The sequence below is a fragment of the Enteractinococcus helveticum genome, from assembly GCF_020742345.1.
Classification (GTDB): domain Bacteria; phylum Actinomycetota; class Actinomycetes; order Actinomycetales; family Micrococcaceae; genus Yaniella; species Yaniella helvetica_A.
In genome coordinates, this window is record NZ_DYXC01000053.1 from 1 (window position 1) to 5,508 (window position 5,508).

At 55.9% G+C, this 5,508-nt stretch carries 8 protein-coding genes; 5 read left to right on the plus strand and 3 right to left on the minus strand.

Translation table 11 applies throughout. The features are described from left to right. Window positions 1-92: 92 nt before the first annotated feature. The 3 genes from K8V32_RS03950 to K8V32_RS03960 form a co-directional block, all read right to left on the minus strand. Window positions 93-1,034, minus strand: a complete 942-nt coding sequence (locus K8V32_RS03950) for an ABC transporter substrate-binding protein (protein ID WP_303903206.1) — start codon at window positions 1,032-1,034, stop codon at window positions 93-95. A gap of 94 nt (window positions 1,035-1,128) precedes the next feature. Beyond that, a complete protein-coding gene (locus K8V32_RS03955; protein WP_082911683.1) occupies window positions 1,129-1,290 on the minus strand; it encodes a type II toxin-antitoxin system RelE family toxin in 162 nt (53 codons plus the stop codon). A 150-nt stretch (window positions 1,291-1,440) separates the two neighbouring features. Continuing rightward, window positions 1,441-1,587, minus strand: coding sequence for a ribbon-helix-helix domain-containing protein (locus K8V32_RS03960; protein ID WP_303903209.1), 147 nt, complete (start codon window positions 1,585-1,587; stop codon window positions 1,441-1,443). A 160-nt stretch (window positions 1,588-1,747) separates the two neighbouring features. Between K8V32_RS03960 and K8V32_RS03965 the strand changes: the two genes are divergently transcribed. The 5 genes from K8V32_RS03965 to K8V32_RS03985 form a co-directional block, all read left to right on the plus strand. Beyond that, window positions 1,748-2,152 carry a cupin domain-containing protein gene (locus K8V32_RS03965; protein WP_043058062.1) on the plus strand — a complete coding sequence of 135 codons (405 nt, stop codon included), beginning with the start codon at window positions 1,748-1,750 and terminating at the stop codon, window positions 2,150-2,152. A gap of 117 nt (window positions 2,153-2,269) precedes the next feature. Next, window positions 2,270-2,515, plus strand: coding sequence for a heavy-metal-associated domain-containing protein (locus K8V32_RS03970; RefSeq protein WP_303903213.1), 246 nt, complete (start codon window positions 2,270-2,272; stop codon window positions 2,513-2,515). A 465-nt stretch (window positions 2,516-2,980) separates the two neighbouring features. Next, window positions 2,981-3,244, plus strand: a complete 264-nt coding sequence (locus K8V32_RS03975) for a hypothetical protein (RefSeq protein WP_043058064.1) — start codon at window positions 2,981-2,983, stop codon at window positions 3,242-3,244. 236 nt (window positions 3,245-3,480) lie between these two features. Beyond that, window positions 3,481-3,714 (plus strand): heavy-metal-associated domain-containing protein, encoded by a 234-nt coding sequence (locus tag K8V32_RS03980; RefSeq protein ID WP_043058065.1) that lies wholly within the window; start codon window positions 3,481-3,483, stop codon window positions 3,712-3,714. A gap of 30 nt (window positions 3,715-3,744) precedes the next feature. Then, window positions 3,745-5,508: heavy metal translocating P-type ATPase (locus K8V32_RS03985; protein ID WP_303903220.1), on the plus strand; the 1,764-nt coding region annotated here is incomplete at its 3' end.

Here is a 5,508-nt window from a genome sequence, read left to right on the forward strand (position 1 = left end):
CGGCCGGGGTGGCGCACCGGGTGCGCTTTGATGGGCTGAACCGTTGCGCGTGCTGACGAAGAATTCTGGGACATGACGGTATCGGTGCTTTCTTAGCCCTCGAGTTCGGCCAACGGTTGGCCATTGATATGTGCTTGGTCTAGGAGGCCCTCGGTGATGTTCCACTGGGCAAGTACTTCTTGGTAGGTGCCATCGGCAATTAACTGATCCATGGCAGCAGCCAGCGCGTCACCCAGTTCGGAATCTTTAGGTACCGCGAAACCGTAGGGGGCGGCTTGGAACATCTCGCCGACTTCGACCATCCGGCCATCGGAGCGTTCCACCGCCCAGGAGAGGATCGGTGAGTCTGCCGAGAACGCATCGGCACGACCCAATATGAGTGCGGTAGCAGCAGTGTCCGAAGTGTCGTAAGCCAGCACGGTAATGGGTGGTTTCCCTGCTGCCACGCACTCGGCAGATTTGGGGCGAACGTCGTCGGTTTCTGACACGGTGGTGCGTTGCACCGCGACCGTCAGGCCGCAAGCGTTATCCGGGTCGATGGTATCTTCCCGGTCGGAGCGTTGAGCCCATCGGACACCGGCGTTCAGGGTGTTCACGAAATCGTAGTTTGTGCGGCGCTCTTCGGTGTCCGTGAAACCCGAGCCACCGAAATCTAGGGTCCCGGCAGAGACCGCCGGCAGGATCATCGCAAAATCCTGTTCGACCGTTCGCAACTCGAGTCCCAACACTCCGGCTAATGCGCGGGCCAAGTCGACTTCCAGACCGATAATCTCGCCCTGAGAATTCTTGAATTCAAAGGGTGCAAACGGCGGGTTGGTCCCCATACTCAGATAGCCTTTGGCTGCAATGTCATCAGGTACCAGTGCGGCGATCTCAGGGTTTTCGTCCGGGACGATTTCCTGCCATCCCTCGGGGTTGCCTTGCTCTTCGTTCGTCACGCAACCGGTTAGCAGCGCCCCGGTCAGCAGCGCACCGACGATACCTTTGAAGAGTATTCGGGGTGACGCAAGTGTTGGGCGAGCAGACATGGACATGGAGGAAGTATAGTCGCCCTGAGCCTTGAGTCAGTACAATATTGAGCGAATCTCACGAGACATGTTCTTCAAAAATATAATGCGGTGGAGTATTTTATCGGTTCCGATATATTTGTCGTCGGTGCTCCGCATCAACGACCAGCACGAGTAGTTCGTCGTCATGGATACTCACCAAAATGCGGTAGTCTCCGACACGATAACACCAAAAGCCACTGCTGCATCGAAGGGGTTTGCTCGCCAGCCTCAGCTGCCGTATGCCATAGGTCTATCAATCCGACGTAGTTGATTGTGCACCTTGGGGGTGAAACGAATCTGATAAGTTATCGACTGGTGTCATCCCAATCGACGTCTTCCATGGCAATAGCGGGCTCACCGGAGTTGTGGAATTCTGCCAGCGAGTCCTTGGCTAAAAATAGTCCTCTTGCTCTTCAAGAAATTGTTTAATTGCTTCCACAGTGTAAAAGCTCTTCGCACTCCCGGTTCTTTTTGCCAGGGCAGCCAGGCGGCTATCGAGTTCCTCGTCAATTCGGACGTTCAGCTGTGTTTTTGCCATCGTGAATCCTCCGCTTGTTATACAAGTATGACGCAACCAGTGGAAGCCATGCCACCTGTTTTCACCCACTTGACCAACAGCAAGGCAGGATGTTGTGTCCATCGGTACGGTTAGCCTACCCATCCTGGTTTGATTTTTGGATGGTCGGTAGGATGCAAATATGACTAAATATAATGATCATGGCCCAAATCCCTATGTCGTCAACATCGAAGACGCAACGTTAGCGAATGAAAATTTTCGCACCGCGTTGTGGACCGGTGAGAAAATGCAACTCACGTTGATGTCGATTCCAGTCGGCGGAGATGTCGGCCTGGAAGTACACAACGATACCGATCAGTTCTTACGCCTGGAGCAGGGACGCGGGCGCGTTCAGATGGGGCCATCGAAAGATGAATTCACTTTCGACGAAGAAGTGTCCGATGACTGGATCATCCTGGTACCCAAAGGTATGTGGCACAACGTCACCAATATCGGTGACGAACCGATGAAGATCTACAGCCTCTATGCCCCACCGCATCACGCGCACGGCACCGTTCATGCAACACAAGCAGACCAGGACCACTAGTTCGCGCACTCTTGTCCGCCTGGACGTACAACTAGGCCAAAAATCGGCTCTTAAGTATCGTGAGGTTCAACCTTCAAAGACAAGGTACAACATGACCCACGATTGATAGGAAAACTTATGACTGCCAACACCACCACCCACACCCTGCTACGCGCTGAAGGCTTCTCATGCCCGTCCTGCGTGAACAAGATCGAAAACCGAGTCGGCTGGTTCAAAGGGGTCGAAGACGTGAAGGTGCATTTCGCAACCGCTCGTATTGAAATTGACCACGACGAATCACGGGTATCAGTCGATGACCTCGTCACTGCGGTAGCAAAAGCTGGCTACACAGCTACCCCGTCGGCGTTCTCAAGACGTTGCTGAACCTGACGGATGATCGATGAATTGGTTTACACAATGGTGGCACGGAAACAGGCCGGTCCTAGCGCTTTCAGGATTATTCATTGTGGCCTCGTTCGCATGGCACCATTGCGGACCTCCACCAACCCGAAAAGTGCTGGGCTGGCATCCTGGCGTGGTATTCGATCATTCAGATGGATCGGGAAAAGCTGCTTGAAACTCTTGCAGCACTACGAAGAGCCCAACGCTACGCTGCTGATGTCGTTCTTTTCCTGCACGCGACTGGAATCCCTTGTCCACCCGAGGAACTGCCCAGGACGAGCCAGTAAGCGCTGTAGCGAGCCTCGACAACGGCATCGACTTTTGACCTGGACTTTGATGACTCAGGATAAGGACTCAGGACGATCGGACGCCACTTGACCAACGTCAAAGACACGCCGGGCGATACATCATAGATTGAGGTAACAATCAAGGAAGAGGAGACTTCAGATGACAAATCGCCACATTGAAAAAGCCGCACAATTGGCCCCTATCGTCGAGCGCGTTCACGGCGGACACCACCCAGAACTCACCCGGGTCCGTGAAATCACCCAGGCACTGCACCAGTCAGACAACACCGCAAACATCCCGGAGCTCTTTCAAGAGCTACGTACTGTGACAGATAATTATGCGATTCCAAATGACGTTTGTGAGGCATTTGGAGCTATGTATCAGGCATTAGAACGCTCCGACAAACAACAAGCCGCTGCCTGAGACACGTGCAAGCTCCTTAAGATAGAGGGTCGCCGCTCAAACTGATCAGCGACCATCTATCGTTTACTCGTCTCGTTCTTCTTCACCAATCCGCGCCCAACAACATCATGTTTCGCAGACTCCACACCCACTTGACCAACATCAAGGCAGATTGCCGTGCGCATCGGTACGGTGAAAACTGAACCTGAAAAGAGCAGGTAAGCACAATCGACCGTTCTCAACGTAAGGAGCACACCATGCCCGACAACACTATGACCCACACCCTGTTACGAGCTGAAGGCTTTTCCTGCCCATCTTGCGTCAACAAGATTGAAAAACGCGTGGGCCGTCTCGACGGCGTCGATGCGGTAAAGGTGCATTTTGCCACAGCACGCATAGAAGTCGACCACGACGAATCGCAAACCTCAGTTGATGATCTGGTGGACGCGGTAGCCAAGGCCGGCTACACAGCGACGCCTTCCGCATTCTAGAAACGGCCTCGTTGGAAGAAGGGTTCTCAAGTGAGCTGGATACGAAAATGGTGGTACGGCAAGTGGGCTGTTCCCGTGATATCGGGCGTGCTGATCCTCGCCTCCTTTGCGGTGGAGCACCTTGCCGGTGGCACCTGGAACACGACCCTGACCCCACAGTGGTGGGTTGATGCCGGTGAACACGCACACGGTTCCGGGCATACCTTTACGTTGGCCAATCTGCTGATGTTAGCCGCCGCCGTCGTGGCCGGTTATGGCATCGTGGTCAGCGCTGTGCGCGCCCTGAGCACCAAGATGATCAGTATTGACCTGTTGGTCTCGGTTGCGGCGATCGGTGCGGTGATCATTGGCAACTTCTGGGAAGCCGCCGCCGTCACCTTCTTATTCTCCGTAGGACACGCACTGGAAGCGGCCACCATGAATAAGACCCGCTCCGCGCTGGCTGAGTTGGTAGCGGTTGCCCCCGACAGCGCCGTCGTCATGCGCGATGGTGAACAACACGAAATCCCAGCCCACCAGGTACGGATGGGTGAGATCGTGTTAGTCAAAAACGGGGCGAAAGTCCCGGTCGATGGCCAAGTTGTTGCTGGCAACGCGGGATTAGATGAAGCCTCCATTACCGGTGAATCAATGCCGGTGGAAAAGACCAAGGGTGACTCCGTGTTCGCCGGGACCATCTCGCGCAGCGGATTCCTCCAAGTGCTAGCCACCGGCGTGGGTGCCGATACGACCTTGGCGCGGATTATTCACCGTGTTGAAGAAGCCCAAGATGCCAAAGCCCGGACCCAGGCCTTTATCGACCGGTTTTCGACCTGGTATACCCCTGCGGTGTTCATTCTGGCCCTGCTGGCCGGGCTGATCACCCAAGACGTCGTCTTGGCGCTGACCTTGCTAGTCATCGGGTGCCCAGGAGCGCTGGTTATTTCCATTCCCGTGGCCATTGTGGCCGGGATTGGGCGAGCCGCTCGCAACGGAATCCTGATTAAAGGTGGCGAATACTTAGAAACCTCAGCCAAGATTTCTGCTGTGGCCGTCGATAAGACCGGCACCCTGACCGAGGGTCGTCCGGAGCTGACCGACGTTGTTGTGCTCGATGACACCATGACTGACAGCGATGTGTTGCGCTGGGCCGCGGCCGCCGAAGCCGGATCCGAACACCCGCTGGCCCGACCTATCTTGGACTCCGCACGCCAACGGGGTGTTGGGCCGACTGGGCTACCCGGCAAGGTCACCCCCGTGGCCGGTAAGGGCATTGCTACCGCAGTGGGTAACCAACGTGTGCTGATCGGTAACGCACCGCTGCTTGAGCAATACGGGGTCACCGACACGGCCGGAGCCGATGCTACGGCCAAGAACCTTGCTGCCCAAGGTAAGACCCCGATGATTGTGGCCGTTGGCGACAACGTTATCGGCGTTATCGGTGTCGCCGACCAGATCCGTGATGATGCCGCGAACATGGTGGCCAGCCTGCATGATGCCGGTGTGGAAAAAGTCGTGATGCTCACCGGTGATACCCGACTGGTCGCCGAAGCCATTGGCAAAGCCACTGGCATCGATGAAATCCACGCATCGTTGCTCCCCGAAGACAAACTCGACGCGGTTGCCGCGATGCAGCGTGACGGACACACGGTGGCCATGGTTGGTGACGGCGTCAATGACGCACCAGCACTGGCCACCGCCGACATCGGTGTCGCAATGGGAGCCGCAGGCTCAGCCGTTGCGGTCGAAACCGCCGATATCGCGCTGATGGGCGACAACCTGATGAAGCTGCCAGAATCCGTCAGTCTGGCCAAA

Coding starts and splice junctions, on each gene's coding strand:
- K8V32_RS03965 (WP_043058062.1), top strand. CDS start 1,748: ATGACTAAATATAATGATCATGGCCCAAATCCCTATGTCGTCAACATC.
- K8V32_RS03970 (WP_303903213.1), top strand. CDS start 2,270: ATGACTGCCAACACCACCACCCACACCCTGCTACGCGCTGAAGGCTTC.
- K8V32_RS03975 (WP_043058064.1), top strand. CDS start 2,981: ATGACAAATCGCCACATTGAAAAAGCCGCACAATTGGCCCCTATCGTC.
- K8V32_RS03980 (WP_043058065.1), top strand. CDS start 3,481: ATGCCCGACAACACTATGACCCACACCCTGTTACGAGCTGAAGGCTTT.
- K8V32_RS03960 (WP_303903209.1), bottom strand. CDS start 1,587: ATGGCAAAAACACAGCTGAACGTCCGAATTGACGAGGAACTCGATAGC.
- K8V32_RS03950 (WP_303903206.1), bottom strand. CDS start 1,034: ATGTCCATGTCTGCTCGCCCAACACTTGCGTCACCCCGAATACTCTTC.